Consider the following 19533-nt stretch of genomic DNA (forward strand, 5'->3'; position numbering starts at 1 on the left):
TATCTTGTTTCTATCGTGGGGTGTTTACAGCCCGCCCTCGGGAAACCGGCTCAGCACCGTCCCGGCATGTCGCAGAGTATGGCCATGGGCGAAGGCCTGGGGGGCTTGGGTGGCCATGTAGAAGCGGGCAAGCTCCACCAGCCCCCGTAGATACTCGGTGTCGCCTTGCCCATTCCCGATGCGGGTATCGGCGGCCAGCGCCAGCCGCGCCATCTGCCAGGCGCCGCAGGCGGTGCCTAGCAGGTGCAACAGAGGTACGGCACCGGCGTAGAGCTCGGCGGTGTCGGCCTTATGGGCGAGAAGCCAGTCGATGGTGTCGTCGAGCAGGTTGGCCTGTCCGTGCAGCGCCTCTGCCAGGTCGCCGAGCGTTGTCTGGTTGCCGAGCTGAGAGGCGGTCTCACGGAAATCGGCGACCAGCTCGCGCAGGGTGACGCCGTCCTCGCGCAAGATCTTGCGGCCCAGCAGGTCGTTGGCCTGGATGCCGGTGGTGCCCTCGTAGATGGTGATGACGCGGGCATCGCGGAACAGCTGGGCGACCCCTGTCTCCTCGACGAACCCCATGCCGCCGAACACCTGGATGGCCTCGTCGCAGAGGTCGTTACCCACCTCGGTGCACCAGCCCTTGGCCACCGGCATTAGCAGGTCGACGTAGCGGCGGTACTTGTCGGCGACCTCGGCATCGGGGTGATGGCGGGCGAGATCGAACCAGCCGGCGGCGGTGTAGAGCAAGCCGCGCATGGCCATCAGCCGGGAACGCATCGACACCAGCATGCGCTTGACGTCGGGGTGGGCGAGGATGGCTTTGCCGCTTGTACCAGTGACAATGTCGCGCCCCTGAACCCGCTCCCGGACGTAGGCGAGGGCGGCCTGGTAGGCGCGCTCGCCGAGCGCCACGCCCTGTACCCCCACGTTGAAGCGGGCCTCGTTCATCATTATGAACATGGTGGCCAGGCCGGTGTGCGGCTCGCCGACCCGATAGCCCAGGGCGCCGCCATCGTCGCCGTAGCTCAGGGTGCAGGTGGGGCTGCCGTGGATGCCCATCTTGTGCTCGATGGCGATGCAGCGGATGTCGTTCTGCTGCCCCGGCTCGCCCCGTTCATCGAGCAGGCACTTGGGCACCAGGAACAGTGACAGCCCCTTGACCCCGGGCGGGGCGTCGGGCAGCCGAGCCAGCACCAGGTGCACGATATTGGGGGTGAGTTCGTGCTCGCCGTAGGAGATGAAGATCTTCTGGCCGAACAGGCGGTAGGCCCCGTCGCCCGTGGGCTCGGCGCGCATGCGGGTGGCGGCCAGGTCGGAGCCTGCCTGGGGCTCGGTGAGGTTCATGGTGGCGGCCCACTCGCCGCTGACGATCTTTGCAAGCCAGGTGGCTTTCTGCGCCTCGCTGGCGGCGATCGTCAGCGCCTCGGTCTGGCCCACGTTGAGCTGCGGCAGCATGGCGAAGGCCATATTGGCCGAGAACCACATCTCCCACACGGGTGTGGAAACCAGCTTGGGCAGGCCCTGGCCGCCATGTTCCGGGGGCAGCGACAGGCCGATCCAGCCGGCATCGCGGAACTGGTCGTAGGCCGCCTGCCAGCCGTCGGGAACGATCACCCGCCCGCCCTCCAGGCGGCAGCCCTGGCGGTCGCCGACCGGGTTGAGCGGGGCGAGCACGCCGGCGGCGAACTTGCCGGCTTCTTCCAGCACGGCGCTGACCAGATCCTGCGAGGCGTCTTCGCAGCCGGGCAACTCGCCGATCCGCTCGAGACCGGCCAGCTCCTCGAGGATGAACTGCATATCGCGCAGCGGCGCTTGGTAGTCGATCAATGCGGCGCTTCCGTATCTTGCTTTGTCAAAAAGGGAACGCTGATTTATGTCGCGAGCGAAGAGAGGCTGGCCGCTGCCGGAGCGCAGCATCCGGAGTTGACTGGCTGCTCAATGAGGATTGCGAGCACCGCTAGCGGCCAGGATATCGAGCGCAGCAATAAATCAGGTTTCCTTACCGTGGGGCCATGCGTATTGAACCATCCAGGCGAATCGTCTCGCCGTTGAGCATGGCGTTGTCGACGATGTGACAGGCCAGGCGTGCGAATTCGTTCGGGTCGCCCAAACGGTTGGGGAAAGGGATGGACGCCGCCAGCGACTGCTGGGCTTCCTCAGGCAGGGCATCCATCAGCGGGGTCTTGAACAGCCCCGGGGCGATGGTCATGACGCGAATGCCGTGGCGGGCCAGCTCCCGGGCGATGGGCAGGGTCATGGCGACGATGCCTCCCTTGGAGGCCGCATAGGCGGGCTGGCCGATCTGGCCGTCGAAGGCGGCCACCGAGGCGGTGTTGATGATCACCCCGCGCTCGCCGTCGGCCTGAGGCTCGCCCTTGGCCATGGCTGCAGCGGCCAGGCGCAGCATGTTGAAGCTGCCCAGCAGGTTGATATTGACGATGCGCGAGAAGGCTTCCAGGGGCAGGGGCTCGCCGTGGCGATCGACCACTTTGGCGGGGTCGCCGACCCCGGCGCAGTTGATCAGCCCCTGCAGGCTGCCGAAGGTCCCAACGGCCAGGTCAACCACGGCCTGGGCATCGGTTTCGCTGGTCACGTCGGTACGCTGGAAGAGGGCACGGTCGGTGGCGCTCCTGGCGTTCAGCTCGGCTACCAGCGCCTCGCCGCGCTCGGCATTGAGATCGGCGATCACGACATTGCCGCCCGCCTCGTGCAGGGCACGCGCGGTGGCTTCGCCAAGCCCTGAGGCCCCACCGGAAACGATGAACGTATTGTCCTGAAACTTCATGGCTATTCTCCGAAGCTCTGAGTTTTTAGGAAAGCGCTGATTTATGTCGCGAGCGATGAGAGGTTGGCTGCCGCCAGCGCGCAGCAACCGGAGTTGACTGGGTGCTCAATGAGGATTGTGAGCACCGCCGGCGGCCAAGCTATCGAGCGCAGCAATAAATCAGCCTTTCCTCAGGTGCGCGGGCCCTGGCCCTTGCTCTTGAAGAAATCCCCGATGCGCTCGGCAACCTCGGGGCTGGTCTGGGTCAGGGCGGCGGTGAGTGACTCGACGAACAGACCGTCGTCGCTGGACATGTTGTCGATACGCGAGATGGCGGACACCATGGCCCAGTTGGCCATGGGCGCATTCTCGGCAATGCGGGAGGCCAACTGGCGGGCCTTGTCGAGGCTCTCCCCTTCACCGACCACATAGTGGGAGAGGCCCAAACGATGCCCCTCGTCGGCATCCATGACGCGGCCGGTGAGCATCATTTCGCACATGCGGCCGGGGCCGATGATATTGGCTACCCGCACCGAGGCGCCGCCGCCGACGAAAATGCCGTGGCGCCCTTCCGGCAACTGGTAGAGGGTGCTGGATTCGGCCACCCGCACGTGGGTGGCGGTGGCCATTTCCAGGCCGCCGCCGATCACGGCTCCCTGCATGGCGCTGACCACCGGGATGCCGCCGTTCTGCAGGCGATCGAAGATCCGGTGCCAGCCGCGAGAATGCTGCACCACGCCGAAGGGCTCGCGATGCTGGTGTTCGGCCAGGTCCAAGCCGGAACAGAAATGCTTGCCTTCGGCAGCAAGAATAATGACCCGAGTGTCTTCCGGTGTGGCAACGAGTGCCTCTTCCAGAGCGCTGAGCAGGCGATCACTGACGGCATTGCGCTTCTCCGGTCGTGCCAGCGTGATGGTGTAGATGCTGTCGTCCAGAGTCGTCTTGACGAGAGTTTCGGTCATGTGGGCCTCGGCAGTGGTTCGTCAGGCTGAGCGCTTGTTGCGAGAAAATACTGTTGTAAACATAAACAATATAGAGGCTACAACAGTTCTCCTGCCGGGTCATTCTTACTGGCCCACGACTTTAGTCTTGTATCGGCTGTGGGTGCGTTCGGACGAGAAACGAAAACGGCAGCCCAAAGGCTGCCGTACGGAAGGAAGGAGAGAATGATCAGTCGGGACATTCGGCCTGCAGAGCAGTCGCTGCCTCGTAGACCGTCCTGCCTTCCTCGCCGATCTCCTCCAGGTAGCGGTCGATGGTTTCCTGCAGCACGGGGCCCCAGTCGGTATGGTCGAGGGCGTCCTCGATGACCAGGAATTCGTGGCCGGCCTCCTCGGCATCCTGGCGGCCCTGGCGGATCAGTTCGTCGTAGACCTCTGCCGCGCGCAGCGACCACTCCATGCCGCTGTGATCGTCGATCACTTGCTGCAGGTCATCGGGCAGGCTGTCGTAAGTGCGCTGGTTCATGGTGGCAAACAGCGACAGGTCGTAGAGCGGTACTTCGGTGTGATAGCTGGCCAGCTCGTTGAGGCGGAAGGTCTTCATGCCCTCCCAGTTGAAGCTCAGCCCATCGACCACGCCGCGCTGCATGGAGGTGAAGACCTCCGGTGCCGGCATCCCCACGGCCTGGGCGCCGAGCCGGGTGAACATGTCGCCGACCACCGGCGTGGGGCGACGCAGGCGCAGGCCTTCAAGATCCGCCGGCGTCTCGATCAGGCGCTCCTTGGTGTGCAGGTAGCCGGGGCCGGTGGTGAACATGAACAGCGGCCGGGTATCGGAGTACTCCTCCTCGAAGTGCCCCTGATCGTAGAGCGACTGCAGGATGCAGGAGCCCTGGCGGCTGCTGGCCGAGACACCGGGCAGCTCGACCACCTGGGTCAGTGGGAAGCGCCCGGCGTTGTAGCCCTGTGCGGTGGCGCCGATATCGGCGATGCCGTTGACCACGCCCTGGTAGGCACTGTCGGCCCCGGTCAGGGTGGCGCCGGGGAAGATCTGTACCTGGAGTCGCCCATCGGAGGCTTCCTCGACGCTCTCCGCCCAGGCCTGGAACAGCTCGCGGTCGATCAGCGAACCGCCGGGCCAGACGTGGGCGATGCGCAGGGTGGTGGCCTCGGCCAGGGCCGGCGTGGCCAGCAGGACGGCGGCCAAGGCGCCGGTCAGGGTGCTTTTCAAGGTGTTGCTGGAGGTGATGGGGTTCACGGTCTTGCTGGGTGTCATGGGGATATTCCTCTTGTCGTTATGGGGTGTTGCGCTTACAGATCCAGCACCAGGACCTTGCTCTTGGCCCGAGAGCAGCAGGGCGTGAACTGGTCGTTGGCGGCATGCTCGTCGTCGTCGAGGTAGAGGTCGCGGTGATCGGGCTCGCCCTCCAGTACGCGGGTCAGGCAGGTGCCGCAAACTCCTTGCTCGCAGGAAACCATGATCTCGATGCCGTTCTCGGCCAGCACCTGGTACACCGTCTTGTCGGCCGGCACGGTGAAGCGGGCTCCACTGCTGGCGATCTTGACCTCGAAGCTGCCGTCGTCGCTGGTATCGGCCACGGCGCCGGCAAAATACTCGCTGTGCAGCCGCTCGCTGGGCCAGCCGCTGGCCTTGGCGGTCGACAGCACCGCTTCGATGAAGCCGGTCGGGCCGCATACGTAGACCCGGGCGTCTGGGTCCGCTGTGGCCAGCAGGGCTTCCAGGTCCAGCTTCTGTTCCGCTGCGCCGTCGTCGAAGTGGAAGTGCACCCGCTCGGCGAAGCCGGAGTCAGCGATGCGCTGGCGAAAGGCGGTGCGTTCGGCGGAGCGGGTGCAGTAGTGCAGCGCGAAGTCGGCGTCGGTGTGGGCCAGGCGTTCGGCCATGCACAGCAGCGGTGTGATACCGATGCCGCCGGCCAGTAGCAGGGTGCGGCCGGCCGGCTTGAGCGGGAAGTGGTTCTTGGGCGCGCTGACCTGAACCAGATCGCCCACCTTGATCTCCTCGTGCATGTACACCGAGCCGCCCCGGGAGGTGGGGTCGCGCAGCACCCCGATCAGGTAGCGGTCACGCTCCTCGGGGTGGTTGCACAGCGAGTACTGACGGATGACCCCGTCCTTCACCCTCACGTCGATATGCGCCCCGGCGCTGAATGCCGGTAGCGGCCGACCGTGGGGATCGGCCAGCTCGAAGGTGACGATATCTTGCGCTTCATCGTGACGCGCCTTGACCTCGACGAACAGCGAGAGGGGCGTGCCGCTCATGCCGTGGCCCCCTCTCGGATGGCTTCCTGTTCTTCGGTGAGGAGCCGGTCGATGATACGCCGTGCCTGGACGCCGCCGCCGTCGATGTTGAGCTTGAGTAGCTGGCGCTCCGGGTAGCGCAGCAGATTGCGCTGCTGGGCCTCGAGCATCTCCAGATCCTCGGAGAAGATCTTGCCCTGGCCTTCGCGGATCTTTGCGGTGAGTTCGGCGTCCTCCGGCTTGAAGTTGCGCGCCATGCCCCAGAAGTACCAGATCGAGGTGTCGGTTTCGGGGGTGATGAAATCGACCACGATGCTAGCGGCCTTGACCTCGGCAGGGGCGTCGTAGCCGTCGTTCCCGGCATGGGCCACGCCCACTTCGATGTGCACATGGCTCGGCGGCGTGAAACGGCAGATCTGCCAGCGGTCCACCGGCACGTCGTCGGCCAGGCCGCAGCCGCGAAGAGCGGCCTGCCAGAAGGGCGGGGCCGGGATGTTTTCCATGTGCCGGCTGGTGATCACTTCGTCGCCGTTTACGGTGGTCTCGGGAGGGGCTTCCTCGATCTCCGGCTGGCCGATGCTGGAGGCGTGCACGTAGGTCTCATGGGTCAGGTCCATGAGGTTGTCTATCATCAGGCGATATTCGCAGCGGACATGATAGAGCCCGCCGCCGTAGGCCCAGTCGGGATTGTCGGCCCAGTGCAGTTCGGGGATCAGGCTCGGGTCGGCCTTCTCCGGATCGCCCGGCCAGAGCCACACGAAGCCATGGCGCTCCTCCACCGGGTAGGCGCGAATGCTGGGGAAGCCGCGCACCCGTTGGCCGGGCATGCTGGCGCACTTGCCGTTACAGCCCATCTCCAGGCCGTGGTAACCGCAGACCAGCTTGCCGTCGCGCACGAAGCCCAGCGACAGCGGGGCACCGCGGTGGGGACAGAAGTCCTCCACCGCAGCCACGCGGCCCTCGTCGCCGCGGAAGAAGACGATCGGTTCGTTGCAGATGGTGCGCCCCAGCGGTTTGTCTGCCAGCTCGTCCGGGGTGCAGGCGACGTACCAGGTGTTTTTGGGGAAGGGGGCCTGATGCGGCATGGTTCTCTCCTTGGCTGCGTCTGCGCTTGTTCATTGCGTGCAGCAGCGCTCTGTCTCGGTCAAAAAATTATGTTTGGATCCAAAGTAGAGCTGCAGGAGGTATAATTGGTCAACTTATGCTTTAGTTGGATCCAGTCGTGAGGTGTCGAAAATGTGTAAAAGCATCAAGGAGATCGAGTGACTAACAGCGACAAGAGTGTTGTGAGCCGGCTGCGCAAGCTGATCGGTGAGGGAACCTATCGGCCGGGTGAGCGCCTCGGTGAGGTGGCGGTGTCGGAACAACTGGGCGTCTCGCGGACCCCGGTACGCCTGGCCTTCCGTACCCTGGAGCAGGAAGGGCTGCTACAGCGGGCGGGGAAGCGGGGCTTCATGGTGCGGGAATTTACCGAGGCCGATGTGCTCTGTGCCGTGGAGGTTCGCGGGGTGCTGGAGGGACTGGCAGCCCGGCGCCTGGCCGAGCAGGGAATCTCGCGAGAGCTTGATGGCGAACTGGAGGTTTGGATCCAAAGGGGGCGGGAGCTGCTGGCCAAGGGGTATCTCGAGGAGCGCGACGTCGATGTCTGGAGCGAGCTCAACCGCCATTTCCATCAGACCATCGTCGGTTCGTCCGGCAGCCCGGTGATCGGCGACGCCATCGCCCGCAACAACCACCTGCCCTTTGCCGCCGCCGACTCCATCGTCATCGATAGCGAGGCGCTGGACCGCGAGTACCGCAAGCTGCAGCTGGCCCAGGTACAGCACGAGCTGGTGGTACAGGCGCTCCGCCATGGCGAGGGCGCCCGGGCCGAGATGCTGATGCGCGAGCACGCCTTCATTGGTTTGCGCTATGGGGAGCTGTTGGGCCTGGGTGGGTAAACTCTTCCCGTCGAGGTGGTGCAGGAAAAGTCCAAGAAAAGGTCGGCAATAATCCTTGTTGAGGCAAACATTGTGGTTTGAATCAACTAGTTGAGTAGTGAAAAATCCAAGCATCCTAGACTAATGTCGATTATCGGAATGCGTATTGGTGGGGTAGCTTACCCATAGATCCGAACGTATATTCGGATGGCGAACAAAATGCGCTGATCATTATAACGATCCTTGGAGGCACCCCCATGAACCGTATCCTGACGCAATGCCTGCTGGCCGCTTCCATCGCTGGTTTCACTGCGGCGTCCGCCGCCCAGGCTTCAAACACCCTGCGCATGTCCCACTTCTGGCCGGATGGCTCAGGTATCAATCAGGAGATCTTCCAAGCCTGGGCCGACACGGTACAAGAAGCCGCCGGCGGTGAGCTGCAGGTCGAGAACTACCCCTCGCAGACCCTGACCCGTGCCGACCAAGCCTACCAGGGGGCGGTTAGCGGCATTTCCGACATCGCCATCACTGCCCAGGGGTACACCGCCGGGCGCTTTCCGCTGTCGCAGATCGTCGAGCTGCCGGGCGTAGCCGATACCGCCAGTCAGGGTGCGTGCATCCTGCAGACCCTCTATGACGATGGCCATATCGCCGATGAATATGACGACACCAAGGTGCTGTTCATGTTCACCACCGGGCCGGGCTACCTGCACACCGTGGACAATGACATTCAGTCACCCTCTGATCTCTCGGGCATGCGCATCCGTCGCCCCACCGCCGTGGCCGGCGAGATGCTCGAACAGCTCGGCGCCCAGCCGGTCGGCATGCCGGCGCCGGACATCTATACCTCTTTGCAGCGCGGCGTGATCGATGGCCTGAGCTTTCCTTGGGAGGGCATGAAGGTCTTCCGCTTGAACGAGCTGGCCAACTACCACACCCAGGTGCCGTTCTACTCGCTGATCTTCGTCGCCACCATGAACCAGCGCAGCTTCGACCGCTTGAGCGACGAGCAGCAGGCGGCCATCGAGGCCAACATGGGCATGCAGTGGAGCGAAGTGGCCGGACGGGTGTTCGACGGCCTGGATGAGGCGGGCAAGCAGGAAGCCGAGGAGGCCGGGCACACCATTCGCGTTATCGACAATCCGCTGGAACACGACGAGTGGGCAGGCCCACTCGAGGCGGGTATCGAAAACTACCTCAGCGAACTCGAGGCTCGTGGTCTGGACAACGCTCGTGACGTGTACGAAGCCGCCATGGCGGCACGCGACGCCTGCCCGGTCGAACAGAGCTGACCCAGGAGCTGCTGATGCAAGCCTTGTTGTTCGTCAGCCGCCAATTGGCTCGCCTGTGCCTGTTGGTGGCAGGTCTAGCGCTGCTGGCGCTGATGAGCGTGACCATTCTCGATGTATTGCTGCGCCTGGTGTTTCGCCTCTCAGGTGGAGCGCTGAACTGGAGCGTGATCGGCAGCGTCGAGCTGGTGCGCTACCTGCTGATGTTCTCGTTGCTTGCCGCCATGGCCGCCAGCGTGGAGCGTAGCCAGGTGGTGGTGGAGGCCTTTTCGCATGGCCTTTCGCCAACGCTCAAGGAGCGCCTGGGGGGCATCTTTCTGATCGGTTTCGTGGTGCTGGGTACGGTGATGGCCGTCGGCCTGTGGCAGGAGGCGGGCATTGCCTCCCAGCGCGGCCAGGTGACTCAGGACCTGAGGATTCCCATGGCGCCCATCTACCAGTTCGGTGCCGTGCTGTGCGCGCTGCTGGCGCTGCGTAGCCTGGTGCATGCGCTCCTGGGAGCCTTCTTCGCCACCGCTGGCGGGGGTGTCCATCATGAGTAGCGAAATGATCGGTGGCATTGGCCTGGTCGGCCTGCTGGTATTGCTGGTGCTGCGTGTGCCGGTGGCGCTGTCGATGCTGATCGTCGGCGTGCTGGGCTTTGCCCAGGTGATCTCCCTGGATGCCGCGCTCGCCATGGTCAAGTCGGTGCCGGTGGATGTGCTCTCGAGCTACAGCTTCAGTGCGATACCGATGTTCATCCTGATGGGGGTGCTGGCCGCCCACTCGGGCATGGCCGGTATGCTGTTCAACTCGACGCGCACCATCTGCGGTGGCTGGAAGGGTGGCATGGCGATCGCCACGGTAGGCTCCTGCGGGGTGTTCTCGGCGATCTCCGGTTCGTCACTGGCCACCGCCAGTACGATGACACGCGTGGCGCTGCCGGAAATGGAGAAGCACGGCTATGCGCGCTCGCTGGCCACCGGCACGCTGGCGGCGGGTGGCACTCTGGGCATCATGATCCCGCCCAGCATCGCACTGTTGATCTACGCCATTATCACCGAACAGTCGGTGGGCGACATGTTCGCCGCGGGCATCATTCCCGGCCTGATAGGCCTGGTGTTCTATGCTCTGACGGTGAGCGTGGTGATGCGAATCTGGCCCCATTTGGCGGTGCCCGGCGAAGCCACCAGCTTCGCTGAGAAGTTCCGTTCGCTGGCCGGACTGCTGCCCTTCTTCACCGTGTTCGTGATCATCATTGCGGGCATCTACCAAGGCTTCTTCACACCCACCGAGGGGGCCAGCGTGGGCGCCTTCGCCACCCTGCTCTATGCCTTCTACAAGGGCATGCGGCTGGCTGGATTGTGGCAAAGCGTGCGGGAGACCCTGGCGCTCTCGGCGGTGGTATTCTTCATGCTGGTGGGGGCCGAGACGCTGGGATACTTCATCTCGGTGTCGCGGATCTCCTTCACCATCAGTACCTTCCTCGGTGGCCTGGACGTGCCGACCATGGTGGTCCTGCTGCTGATCCTGCTGCTCTACTTCGTGCTCGGCATGTTCATGGATTCCATCGCCATGCTGGTGATAACGGTGCCGGTGGTGTTCCCGATCATCACGATGCTGGGTATTGATCCGGTGTGGTTCGGCATCCTCACCGTGCTGACCGTGGAGTTGGGGCTGGTGACGCCACCGGTGGGGATGAATGTCTTCGTCATAAAGGCGATGGCGCCCCACGTGGGGCTGGGCGAGATCTACCGCGGTGTGGCGCCGTTCATCGTGGCGGACCTGCTGCGCCTGGCACTGCTGATCGCCTTCCCCGTGCTGTCGCTATGGATGCTGTAGCAGGAGGCCTTTGCCCATGTGAGTGCCCTGCTTCGGCAGGGCTGCGCCCCCGGTCAGCTTGCCTGATCGGGGGCGTCCCTTTTCGGGACATCGGTTGCGTGCTGGCGTAGCCGGAAATCCCGCGGCGAAAGGCCGGTGTTGCGCTTGAAGAAGCGAGTGAAATAGGCCGGTTCGGAGAAGCCGAGGCTGTCGGCGACTTGGCTGATGGTCATATTTGTGTAGGTGAGCTGGCGCTTGGCCTCCAGCAGCAGGCGTTCGTGGAGCAGTTGCAGCGCGCTGCGGTCTGCCAGGCGGCGGCACAGGGCGTTGAGGTGGGCGCTGCTCATGCCGAGCTGTTCGGCAAAGCGTTCGACGCTGGGTTGTTGGCGGTATTGCGCCTCGATGAGCGCCTGGAAGCTCGCCAGATGCTCATGCCCACGGTCGCGCTGACGTAGCCCGGGGGCGCTGCCGGCCAGGCCGTGCGGTTCGGCCAGCCGGGCGAGCTCCACTGCCAGGGCCTGGATCAGGGCATCCAGCATGCGATCGCGCCCCGGCGCCGGCTGGCGATACTCGGCATCGATCTGCGACACCAGGGTGGCCAGGCGCCGCGCCTTCTGCGCTTGCCCCAGCAGGTGGTAGTCAGGGTGTTTGAGCACCTTGGCCTGCTCCTCGAGCCGTTGGCCAAGTTGCTCGGCCAACGGCTGGGCCAGGGTGACGATGTGCCCCTCGATATCCTGAGAGAAGCGAAATCCATGAATCGTCATGGCCGGTACCACGATCACCAGCGGGCCTTGGAGGGCGTGCTGGGAGCCCTCCAGTTCCAGCTCGACCTGCCCGCTGGCGACATGCAGCACGTGCACCAGGTCGGCATGCCGGTGGGGGCGTATGTACCAGTCGTGCAGCCGGCTGCGTTCGGGAATCGACTCGCAGTGCAGCAGGTCCGGCGTTGGCCAGGGGTGGGTCTCGCCATAGAGCTTGAAAACGGGGACGGAAGCCTGCGCTGAGCGTGACATGGGCGCCTCCTGGGTCAGGCTCGACCAAAGTCGACACCGGATGCGTAAAAAGTCCAAGTATTGGTGTCGATCATGCCTTATTTGCCGGTCGAATTCATTGAAAAATACAACTCATGTGTCATGCCCCTGACAACAAGAGGCTTATTCATGAAGACCCAGGTAGCCATCGTCGGTGCCGGTCCCTCCGGGCTGCTGCTCGGCCAACTGCTGAGCCGCCAAGGCATCGACAACGTCATTCTCGAGCGCAAGAGTGGCGACTATGTGCTCAGCCGCATCCGTGCCGGCGTGCTGGAGCAGGGCATGGTCGACCTGCTGCGTGAAGCAGGCGTCGATGCGCGCATGGATGAAGAGGGGCTGCCCCACGACGGTGTCGAGCTGGCCTTCGACAATCGCCGGGTGCGCATCGACCTGGCCGGGCTGACCGATGGCAAGACGGTCATGGTCTACGGCCAGACCGAGGTGACCCGCGACCTGATGGAGGCTCGCGAGGCCGCCGGCGGCACGACGATCTACGAGGCCGACAACGTCCAGCCCCATGACCTCGAAAGCGAAGCGCCCTACATCACCTTCGAGAAGAACGGTGAAACGGTGCGGCTCGACTGCGACTACGTGGCCGGCTGCGATGGCTTTCATGGCATCTCGCGCCAGTCGATTCCCAAGGATCGCATCAAGGAATTCGAGAAGGTCTACCCATTCGGCTGGCTGGGGGTCCTCTCCGACACACCACCAGTGTCCGATGAGCTGATCTATGCCCGCCACGAGCGTGGTTTCGCGCTGTGCAGCATGCGTTCCGAGACTCGCAGTCGCTACTACGTGCAGGTGCCCCTCGACGAGAAGGTCGAGAACTGGTCCGACGAGCGCTTCTGGGAAGAGCTCAAGCGCCGCCTGCCCGAGGAGGTCGCGGCCCAGCTGGTCACCGGACCTTCCATCGAGAAAAGCATCGCGCCGCTGCGCAGCTTCGTGGTCGAGCCCATGCAGTACGGCAAGCTGTTCCTGGTGGGCGACGCCGCACATATCGTGCCACCCACCGGGGCCAAGGGGCTCAATCTCGCCGCCAGCGACGTCAATACGCTCTATCGTCTGCTGGTCAAGGTCTACCAGGAAGGCCGCACCGACCTGCTTCCGCGCTACTCCGTGACCTGCCTGAAGCGTATCTGGAAGGCCGAGCGCTTCTCCTGGTGGATGACCTCGCTGCTGCACAAGTTCTCCGAGGAGGAGGGCTTCGAAACCCGCATGCAGCAGGCCGAGCTCGACTACCTCACTTCATCCGAGGCCGGCCTGAAAACCATCGCCGAGAACTACGTGGGCCTGCCTTACGAAGCCCTCGAATAACGACCCCCTCCAGCATTTCCTCCTTGACCCGGGCCCAAGCGATTGGCCCGGGTTTTTTCATGGACGCGGAGGCGTACCGGATAAGACTAAGGTCGGGTTTTGGATCAAAGTCGTAACGCAGTAACCTCGATTGCCTGACGAATAAGTGTACGCCTAGCGAACAATGCTAATCAACGATAGGAAGGTGGCGTGATGACAAGCTTATTCAAGAAGGCATGCCTGGCGGTATGCGGCGGCGGCCTGGCTTTCGCAGTGTCTGTCTCGACGGCCCACGCCAACGAGTGGCCGACCGATGATGTCCGTCTCGTCGTTCCCTATGCGCCGGGTGGTACTACCGACGTGCTGTCGCGCCGCGTCGCCGACCTGCTGCAGGACGAGCTGGGCGCCAACGTGGTGGTCGAGAACCGTCCCGGTGCGGGCTCCACCGTGGCCACCGGTCGCCTGGCGCGTGGCGGTCGCGAGGCCGGCCATACCATCCTGATGGCGTCGCCTGGCCACACCATCGGCGCGGCCATTTACCCCGACTTGACCTACGACCCGATCGAGGACTTCGTCTTCCTGCAGAACCTGATCGATATTCCCAACGTAATGGTGGTGCCGGCCGACAGCCCCTATGACAGCGTCGAGGCGTTCGTCGAAGCGGCGCGCGAGCAGAACATGACCTTCAGCCACAGCGGCGTGGGCAGCTCCATCCACATGTCGGGCGAGCTGTTCAAGACGCTGACCGAGACCAACATGACCGCCGTGCCGTTTGCCGGCAGCGGCGCGGCGCTGCCCGCACTGCTGGGCGGTGACGTCGACGTCTCCTTCGAGAACATGCCGACCGTGCTGTCGCATATCCGTTCCGGTGACCTCAAGGCGCTGGCGGTGACCTCCGCCGAGCGCTCCGAGCACCTGCCGGACGTCCCAACCCTGACGGAAGTTGGCGATTACAACCTCGACCAGTTCGTGACCACCGCCTGGTTCGGCCTGATTGCCCACGAGTCCTTCTCCGAGGAGGCGCAGGCCACCATGCGCGAGGCGCTCGGTGCCGTGATGCAGCGTGAGGAGTTCGTGAACTTTGCCGATCAGCTGGGCGCCGAGCCGGGGCAGGTGGCCGGCGAGGAGTTCAAGCAGTTCATCGCGCAGGAGCTCGAGCGCTGGCAGGAAGTGGCCGAGCAGGCGGGTATCAGCCAGTAAGCGAGAGGGCCGGCTCCATCGATCGTTGAGGCGAGGGCAGCGTCCTCGCCTCACCTGCCCGTTCCTGGAGGGTGTCATGTCGACCTCGTTGCCCAAGCGTGTCCTGGCACTTCGTGACCCCGGAGACGTTCTTTCGGGATGCGTGCTGCTGGCCGCTTCCGTCTTTCTGCTGTTCTTTCTGATACCCAACTACATCAGCGAGCCGCCGATCATGCAGAGCCCGATGATGTCGCCGCGCTGGCTGCCACGCATCGTGGGCGGGCTGATGCTCGGCTTCTCCTGCCTGCTGATCGTGCAGGGGCTGCTGGTCGACAATACCGGCGAGGAGGACGGTAGGCGCATCGAGAAGGGGCCTCGGCTGCGCTTCGCCATGATGGCGGTGGCCCTGATCGTCTATGTGGGCCTGTTCGAGGCGATGGGTGCGGTGATCAGCGGCATCTTGGCCACGCTGATCCTGTTTGCCGCGCATCCGGTCAGGACCTGGTGGGTCTATGGCCTGGCGTTCGTGTTTCCCGCTGCCGTCACCTTCCTCTTCGTGAAGGTCATGAACGTGCCGCTGCCGCTGATGCCGTTCTGATGGCAGGCGCTCGCTCTCACCCCCGCCCTCGGTGACCTATGGAAATGTTGTCGGAAGTCCTGCATCTCTTCCTCAGCCTGGACAACTTCATCGCCATTGCGCTGGGCGTCGTCATCGGCGTCGTGGTGGGCTCGATTCCGGGCCTGACCGCTACCATGGCGGTAGCCCTGGCGCTGCCGTTCACCTTCACCATGCAGCCGGTGGCGGCCATCCTGCTGCTGGTGGGGATCTACAAGGGTGGCATGTACGGCGGCTCCATCACCGCCATCCTGATCCGCACGCCGGGCTCTCCGGCGTCGTCCTGCACCCTGCTCGACGGCTACCCCATGGCCCAGCAGGGGCATGCCAAGAAGGCGCTCAAGACGGCGCTCTATTCGTCGGTGATAGCGGACTTCATCTCCAATATCGCACTGATCTTCTTTGCCGCCTACCTGGCCAAGATCGCGCTGAACTTCGGTGCCCCGGAATTCTTCTGGCTGATCTGTTTCTCTCTGACCATCATCATCTCGCTGGCCAGCGGCTCGATGATCAAGGGCCTGCTCGCCGCGCTGATGGGCATTCTGCTGTCGCTGGTGGGGCTGGACGAGGTCTACGGCTCCCAGCGGTTGACCTTCGGCAACTACAACCTGATGGACTCGATCTCGTTCATCCCGCTGCTGATCGGGCTGTTCGCGATTCCCGAGATCATCGAGTTCTATCGCAAGAAGGCGCTGCCCCACCTCAAGGCCAAGGCCAGCGGGGTGGGCATGACCCTCGTCGAGCTCAAGCGCTGCATGAAGAGCATCATCCGCGGCAGCCTGATCGGCGTGATCATCGGCGCCATTCCCGGTACCGGGGCGACCGCTGCTGCCTTTATCTCCTACAGCGACGCCCGCCGCCGCTCGCCCAACCGCGACAACTTCGGCAAGGGCGAGGTGGAAGGTGTGGCTGCCTCCGAGGCGGGCAACAACGGCGTGGCGGGGGCGACCCTGATCCCGCTGCTGTCGCTGGGCATCCCCGGCGACGTGATCACCGCCATCATTCTCGGCGCCTTCATGGTCCACGGCCTGACACCGGGCCCGATCATTTTCCAGGAGAACCTGACGCTGATCTACGCGCTGTTCGTCGGCATCATGTTCAGCTCGCTGGTGTTGCTGGTGGTGGGCACGGGCGCCATCAAATACTTCTCGCTGATCGCCGACATTCCCAAGGAGATCCTCTTCCCCATCGTGCTGATGTTCTGCGTCTACGGCGCCTATGCCGTGAACAACGACACCTTCGACGTGTGGCTGATGCTGGGCTTCGGCGTGCTGGGCTACATCTTCAACCGGGCGGCGATTCCGGCGGCGCCGTTTCTGATCGGCTTCATCCTCGGGCCGATGTTCGAGGACAACCTGCGCCGCTCGCTGCTGATTGGCCACAACGATCTCGCGATTTTCGTGCGCGGCCCGATCACTTGGTTCTTCATCGCCCTGACAGTGGGTTCGATCCTGCTGGCGCTCTACCGCTATTTCGTTGCGCGCCATCAGTCCGCGCGCAGCGACACGACCCAGGAGACGCTGTGATCACCATGCATGGCGGGCGTAATCCATGAGAGCGGAACCAAAGCGAGCGGAGACGATGACATGGCGGGACCGCTGACAGGCCTGCGTGTGCTCGACCTGAGCCGCGTGATGGCCGGCCCCTGGTGCACCCAGATACTCGCTGACATGGGCGCCGAAGTGATCAAGATCGAACGCCCGGTGAGCGGCGACGACACGCGCCACTGGGGGCCGCCCTGGCTCGAGGATCGTGACGGCAACAAGACCCCCGAGTCGGCCTATTACCTTTCGGCCAACCGCGGCAAGCACTCGGTTACCGTGGACATGGGAAAGCCCGAGGACCAGGCGCTGATCCGTGAACTCGCCGCCGAGAGCGATATCCTGGTTGAGAACTTCAAGATCGGCGGCCTCGCGCGCAAGGGGCTCGACTACGAAACCCTGGAAGCCATCAATCCGGAGCTGATCTACTGCTCCATTACCGGTTTCGGCCAGACCGGGCCGATGGCCGCCATGGCTGGCTACGACTACCTGATCCAGGCCCAGGGCGGCCTGATGAGCATTACCGGCGCGGCCGACGGCGAGCCCGGCGCCGGCCCGCAGCGGGTCGGCATGGCGGTGGCGGACCTGACCACCGGCATGAACGCGACCATCGCCATCCTCGGCGCGCTGCACCATCGCCACCTGACCGGCGAAGGACAGTACATCGACATGGTTCTGCTCGACGTGCAGGTGAGCTGGCTGGCCAACCAGGAGCAGAACTACTTCTGCAGCGGCACGCCGCCCACCCGCACCGGCGAGTACCACCCTAACCTGGTGCCCTACCAGCCGTTCCCCACCGCCGACGGCGAGAAGGTGATCATCGCCATCGGCAACGATGGCCAGTTCCAGCGCTTCTGCCAGGCGGTGGGGCGACCCGAGCTTGCCCAGGATCCGCGCTTTGCCACCACCCCCGAGCGGGTCCGGCATCGCCTCGATCTGGTGCCGATCATGGTCGAGATTACACGGACCCGTACCTGCAACGAATGGATAACGCTGCTCAGCGAGATCGCCGTGCCCTGCGGGCCGATCCAGAACATCGCCCAGGTATTCGACGACCCTCAGGTCAAGGCTCGGGAGATGAAGATCGAACTTGAGTCCCGGCGCGGGTCGATACCCGGCGTGGCCAACCCGATCAAGTACTCGCGAACGCAGATCGAGTATCGCAAGGCGCCGCCCTTGCTGGGCGAGGACACCGAAGCCGTGCTGTCACGACTGCTCGGCAAGGCGCCGGAGCAGATCGAAGAGCTGCACCAGCGCGGCATCGTCTAGGCATCATGTAACAACTGACCGCGAATCAGCCGACGCTGACGCCGCCGCAGACGAACAGGGTCTGGCCGGTGACGAAACCGCTGCGCGCGTCGCAAAAGAAGCTCACCGCCTGGGCCACGTCCTCGGGCCGACCCATGCGCTGCGCCGGGATGTTGTCGATGATGCGCCGCGCACGCTCGGAGTCCGGCGGGTTGTTCTCCCAGAAGGCCGTAGTGGCGATGGGGCCGGGGGCGACGCAGTTGACCGTGATGCCATCGCCGGCCAGCTCCAGCGCCCAGGTTCGGGCCATGGACTGCAGCGCACCCTTGGTCGCGCTGTAGAGGCTGCGAGCCTCCTTGCCGAGCACCACGCGGCTGGCATTGATCACGATACGGCCGTGGCGCCTTTCGCGCATTCCCGGCAGCGGCGCTTGGGTGCACACCAGCGCCGAGCGCACGTTGAGGTGCATCAGGCGATCGAAGTCCTCCACTCGCGTCTCGTCGAGCAGCGCCGGCGCGACGATCCCCACGTTGTTGACCAGGCAATCCTATCGCTATTGAAGATTGCGGCATTGATTAGACCTTAGTCGCACCGCTTGCTTTGCCATCGCTGATGCAACCAATTGATCCCAAAAATAGTTTTCATTACCTCTTCGAGCGAGGGGCAAACCAGGCAGGTTCGAAGGATTTGACCTAAAGCGCGTGGCACAGCATTTTGTTCGCAATACAAAATATTGTGCGCTTTGCGAACAATGTAAAGATAACCCTGTCCGTCGAAGAGCCCGCGTATCGTTTCGGTACGAAGAGAGAATCCATGTCCCACCCCTGCATCATCTGCGTTGCCATCACCGGCAGCCTGCCGCGCAAGGAAAACAACCCCGCTGTTCCCATCACCATCGAGGAGCAGGTCGAGAGCACCCAGGCGGCCTTCGAGGCCGGGGCGACCATTGCCCACTGCCACGTGCGCAACGACGACCAGACGCCCAGCTCCGATCCGGAGAAATTCGCCAGACTGATGGAAGGCCTGAAGAGGCACTGCCCGGGCATGATCACCCAGCTCTCCACCGGCGGGCGCTCCGGGGCGGGGGAGGAGCGCGGTGGCATGCTGCCGCTCAAGCCCGACATGGCGAGCCTCTCGGTGGGCTCCAACAACTTCCCCAACCGGGTCTACGAGAACCCACCGCAGCTGGTGGAATGGCTTGCCGACGAGATGCTGAAGTACGACATCAAGCCCGAGATCGAGGCGTTCGACCTGTCGCACATCCACCAGGCGGTGAATCTGTCGCAGCAGGGCAAGCTCAGGGCGCCGCTCTATGTTCAGTTCGTGATGGGCGTGAAGAACGCCATGCTGGCGGACAAGGCGACGTTCAACATCTACATTGAAACGCTGAAGCGCCTGGCACCGGACGCTCAGTGGTGCGGTGCTGGCATCGGCCCCAACCAGTACCTGCTGAACGAGTGGTCCATCGCCGCAGGCGGCCACACTCGCACCGGCCTCGAGGACAACGTGCGCCTCGACCGCGATACCCTCGCTCCCTCGAATGCGGCTCTTGTCGAGCGCACCGTGGCGCTTTGCGAGCAGTACGAGCGCCCCGTGGCCACCTGGCAGCAGGCGCGAGACATTCTCGGCCTGAGAGTGGGGTGACGGTGGTTGTGTGTGCTCACGGCTCGG

At 64.1% G+C, this 19533-nt stretch carries 18 protein-coding genes; 10 read left to right on the forward strand and 8 right to left on the reverse strand.

Annotated features, from left to right (window positions below):
* Positions 1-24: 24 nt before the first annotated feature.
* From DU505_RS14695 to DU505_RS14720, 6 genes are all read right to left on the reverse strand, one after another.
* Positions 25-1809, reverse strand: coding sequence for an acyl-CoA dehydrogenase (locus DU505_RS14695; protein WP_114479744.1), 1785 nt, complete (start codon positions 1807-1809; stop codon positions 25-27).
* Positions 1810-1981: 172 nt separating this feature from the next.
* The gene (locus tag DU505_RS14700; RefSeq protein ID WP_114479745.1) at positions 1982-2767 is read right to left on the reverse strand and encodes a 3-hydroxyacyl-CoA dehydrogenase; all 786 of its coding nucleotides are present in this window, start codon (positions 2765-2767) and stop codon (positions 1982-1984) included.
* A gap of 170 nt (positions 2768-2937) precedes the next feature.
* Positions 2938-3708, reverse strand: a complete 771-nt coding sequence (locus DU505_RS14705) for a crotonase/enoyl-CoA hydratase family protein (protein WP_114479746.1) — start codon at positions 3706-3708, stop codon at positions 2938-2940.
* A gap of 208 nt (positions 3709-3916) precedes the next feature.
* Positions 3917-4963 (reverse strand): TRAP transporter substrate-binding protein, encoded by a 1047-nt coding sequence (locus DU505_RS14710; protein WP_245947968.1) that lies wholly within the window; start codon positions 4961-4963, stop codon positions 3917-3919.
* A 35-nt stretch (positions 4964-4998) separates the two neighbouring features.
* Entirely contained in the window at positions 4999-5967 is a 969-nt protein-coding gene (locus DU505_RS14715; RefSeq protein WP_114479747.1) for a PDR/VanB family oxidoreductase, read from the reverse strand.
* A complete protein-coding gene (locus DU505_RS14720) occupies positions 5964-7031 on the reverse strand; it encodes an aromatic ring-hydroxylating dioxygenase subunit alpha (RefSeq protein WP_114479748.1) in 1068 nt (355 codons plus the stop codon). The genes DU505_RS14715 and DU505_RS14720 overlap by 4 nt, the downstream gene beginning before the upstream one ends.
* A gap of 177 nt (positions 7032-7208) precedes the next feature.
* Here DU505_RS14720 and DU505_RS14725 point away from each other — a divergent pair, with 177 nt between their 5' ends.
* The 4 genes from DU505_RS14725 (at position 7209) to DU505_RS14740 (ending at position 10975) form a co-directional block, all read left to right on the forward strand.
* Positions 7209-7886 (forward strand): GntR family transcriptional regulator, encoded by a 678-nt coding sequence (locus DU505_RS14725; RefSeq protein WP_114479749.1) that lies wholly within the window; start codon positions 7209-7211, stop codon positions 7884-7886.
* Between the two features lie 236 nt (positions 7887-8122).
* Complete coding sequence (locus tag DU505_RS14730) at positions 8123-9157, forward strand: TRAP transporter substrate-binding protein (RefSeq protein ID WP_114479750.1); 1035 nt, start codon at positions 8123-8125, stop codon at positions 9155-9157.
* Positions 9158-9171: 14 nt separating this feature from the next.
* On the forward strand, positions 9172-9696 hold the full coding sequence (locus DU505_RS14735; RefSeq protein WP_114479751.1) for a TRAP transporter small permease: 525 nt from the start codon (positions 9172-9174) through the stop codon (positions 9694-9696).
* Entirely contained in the window at positions 9689-10975 is a 1287-nt protein-coding gene (locus tag DU505_RS14740) for a TRAP transporter large permease (protein ID WP_114479752.1), read from the forward strand. The genes DU505_RS14735 and DU505_RS14740 overlap by 8 nt, the downstream gene beginning before the upstream one ends.
* 53 nt (positions 10976-11028) lie before the next feature.
* Here DU505_RS14740 and DU505_RS14745 read toward each other — a convergent pair whose 3' ends face one another.
* The gene (locus tag DU505_RS14745) at positions 11029-11967 is read right to left on the reverse strand and encodes a helix-turn-helix domain-containing protein (RefSeq protein WP_114479753.1); all 939 of its coding nucleotides are present in this window, start codon (positions 11965-11967) and stop codon (positions 11029-11031) included.
* A 147-nt stretch (positions 11968-12114) separates the two neighbouring features.
* On the opposite strand from DU505_RS14745, the gene pobA reads away from it, so the two are divergent.
* The 5 genes from pobA to DU505_RS14770 all read left to right on the forward strand — a co-directional run bounded on the left by pobA (position 12115) and on the right by DU505_RS14770 (position 17883).
* The gene (gene pobA / locus DU505_RS14750; RefSeq protein ID WP_114479754.1) at positions 12115-13299 is read left to right on the forward strand and encodes a 4-hydroxybenzoate 3-monooxygenase; all 1185 of its coding nucleotides are present in this window, start codon (positions 12115-12117) and stop codon (positions 13297-13299) included.
* A gap of 192 nt (positions 13300-13491) precedes the next feature.
* Entirely contained in the window at positions 13492-14478 is a 987-nt protein-coding gene (locus tag DU505_RS14755; RefSeq protein ID WP_114479755.1) for a Bug family tripartite tricarboxylate transporter substrate binding protein, read from the forward strand.
* A 76-nt stretch (positions 14479-14554) separates the two neighbouring features.
* Positions 14555-15055, forward strand: a complete 501-nt coding sequence (locus DU505_RS14760) for a tripartite tricarboxylate transporter TctB family protein (protein WP_114479756.1) — start codon at positions 14555-14557, stop codon at positions 15053-15055.
* A 38-nt stretch (positions 15056-15093) separates the two neighbouring features.
* Complete coding sequence (locus DU505_RS14765) at positions 15094-16599, forward strand: tripartite tricarboxylate transporter permease (RefSeq protein WP_114479757.1); 1506 nt, start codon at positions 15094-15096, stop codon at positions 16597-16599.
* A 60-nt stretch (positions 16600-16659) separates the two neighbouring features.
* On the forward strand, positions 16660-17883 hold the full coding sequence (locus DU505_RS14770) for a CaiB/BaiF CoA transferase family protein (RefSeq protein ID WP_114479758.1): 1224 nt from the start codon (positions 16660-16662) through the stop codon (positions 17881-17883).
* A gap of 25 nt (positions 17884-17908) precedes the next feature.
* On the opposite strand, the gene DU505_RS14775 is transcribed toward DU505_RS14770, so the two are convergent.
* Positions 17909-18403, reverse strand: coding sequence for an SDR family NAD(P)-dependent oxidoreductase (locus DU505_RS14775; protein ID WP_281271461.1), 495 nt, complete (start codon positions 18401-18403; stop codon positions 17909-17911).
* Positions 18404-18675: 272 nt separating this feature from the next.
* On the opposite strand from DU505_RS14775, the gene DU505_RS14780 reads away from it, so the two are divergent.
* Positions 18676-19506 carry a 3-oxoadipate:acetyl-CoA acetyltransferase gene (locus DU505_RS14780; RefSeq protein WP_114479759.1) on the forward strand — a complete coding sequence of 277 codons (831 nt, stop codon included), beginning with the start codon at positions 18676-18678 and terminating at the stop codon, positions 19504-19506.
* Positions 19507-19533 lie beyond the last annotated feature (27 nt).

This window comes from Billgrantia montanilacus, from assembly GCF_003336675.1.
Taxonomy (GTDB): Bacteria; Pseudomonadota; Gammaproteobacteria; order Pseudomonadales; family Halomonadaceae; genus Halomonas; species Halomonas montanilacus.

What these genes read in the sequence shown, in the direction of transcription:
- DU505_RS14700 (WP_114479745.1), bottom strand. Translation starts at nt 2,767, where the DNA reads ATGAAGTTTCAGGACAATACGTTCATCGTTTCCGGTGGGGCCTCAGGG.
- DU505_RS14705 (WP_114479746.1), bottom strand. Translation starts at nt 3,708, where the DNA reads ATGACCGAAACTCTCGTCAAGACGACTCTGGACGACAGCATCTACACC.
- DU505_RS14710 (WP_245947968.1), bottom strand. Translation starts at nt 4,963, where the DNA reads ATGACACCCAGCAAGACCGTGAACCCCATCACCTCCAGCAACACCTTG.
- DU505_RS14715 (WP_114479747.1), bottom strand. Translation starts at nt 5,967, where the DNA reads ATGAGCGGCACGCCCCTCTCGCTGTTCGTCGAGGTCAAGGCGCGTCAC.
- DU505_RS14720 (WP_114479748.1), bottom strand. Translation starts at nt 7,031, where the DNA reads ATGCCGCATCAGGCCCCCTTCCCCAAAAACACCTGGTACGTCGCCTGC.
- DU505_RS14730 (WP_114479750.1), top strand. Translation starts at nt 8,123, where the DNA reads ATGAACCGTATCCTGACGCAATGCCTGCTGGCCGCTTCCATCGCTGGT.
- DU505_RS14735 (WP_114479751.1), top strand. Translation starts at nt 9,172, where the DNA reads ATGCAAGCCTTGTTGTTCGTCAGCCGCCAATTGGCTCGCCTGTGCCTG.
- DU505_RS14740 (WP_114479752.1), top strand. Translation starts at nt 9,689, where the DNA reads ATGAGTAGCGAAATGATCGGTGGCATTGGCCTGGTCGGCCTGCTGGTA.
- DU505_RS14745 (WP_114479753.1), bottom strand. Translation starts at nt 11,967, where the DNA reads ATGTCACGCTCAGCGCAGGCTTCCGTCCCCGTTTTCAAGCTCTATGGC.
- pobA (WP_114479754.1), top strand. Translation starts at nt 12,115, where the DNA reads ATGAAGACCCAGGTAGCCATCGTCGGTGCCGGTCCCTCCGGGCTGCTG.
- DU505_RS14755 (WP_114479755.1), top strand. Translation starts at nt 13,492, where the DNA reads ATGACAAGCTTATTCAAGAAGGCATGCCTGGCGGTATGCGGCGGCGGC.
- DU505_RS14760 (WP_114479756.1), top strand. Translation starts at nt 14,555, where the DNA reads ATGTCGACCTCGTTGCCCAAGCGTGTCCTGGCACTTCGTGACCCCGGA.
- DU505_RS14765 (WP_114479757.1), top strand. Translation starts at nt 15,094, where the DNA reads ATGGAAATGTTGTCGGAAGTCCTGCATCTCTTCCTCAGCCTGGACAAC.
- DU505_RS14770 (WP_114479758.1), top strand. Translation starts at nt 16,660, where the DNA reads ATGGCGGGACCGCTGACAGGCCTGCGTGTGCTCGACCTGAGCCGCGTG.
- DU505_RS14780 (WP_114479759.1), top strand. Translation starts at nt 18,676, where the DNA reads ATGTCCCACCCCTGCATCATCTGCGTTGCCATCACCGGCAGCCTGCCG.